This is a genomic window from Priestia sp. P5_B4 (genome assembly GCF_056400385.1).
The window spans coordinates 1-709 of record NZ_JBFULJ010001361.1 but is presented as its reverse complement, the minus strand read 5'-3'; the positions used below and the strand labels follow the sequence as shown (position 1 = coordinate 709).

General features: G+C 42.5%; 1 protein-coding gene. It reads left to right on the top strand.

Features of this window, described 5'->3' with window-relative positions; genetic code table 11:
- On the top strand, positions 1-709 hold a 709-nt coding region (locus tag AC1DRF_RS30990; RefSeq protein ID WP_477742700.1), incomplete at both ends, for an FGGY-family carbohydrate kinase.

The window sequence follows — 709 nt, the reverse complement described above, 5'->3', positions numbered from 1 at the left end:
GGATATCCGTGGCAACTATCAGATATTCTGCCTGCAGTTCATACTTCAGGCGAGCAAGCAGGTACGTTAACAGCAATAGGAGCTAGCATTTTAGATCAGTCTAAAAATTTGCAGCCGGGCATTCCATTTTGTCCTCCAGAAGGAGATGCGGGAACGGGAATGGTGGCGACAAACAGCGTAAGAAAACGCACGGGAAATGTTTCAGTAGGAACGTCCGTTTTTGCAATGATTGTACTAGATAAAAAGCTTTCAAACGTTTATCCGGAAATTGATTTGGTTACTACGCCAAACGGCAGTCCAGTTGGAATGGTTCATGCGAATAACTGCTCAAGCGACTTAAACGCCTGGCTCGGATTGTTTCGCGAATTTTCGGAGGCGATGGGGCAAAAAGTAGAGTCGGATAAATTATTCGAAGTGATGTTAAATAAAGCGTTAGAAGCTGATCCTGATGGAGGGGGCTTGCTTAGCTACGGCTATTTCTCAGGTGAAAATATTACCGGAGTAGAAAGTGGACGTCCGCTATTTGTCCGTTCAGCAAAAAGCAATTTTAATCTAGCAAACTTTATGCGTACACATCTTTTTACAGCTTTTGGCGCTTTAAAAATAGGAATGGATCTTTTAGTCAAAGAAGAAAACGTAAAGATTCACAGTATTTTAGCGCACGGAGGATTATTTAAAACGCCGGTAGTTGGTCAAAAAATGATGGCAG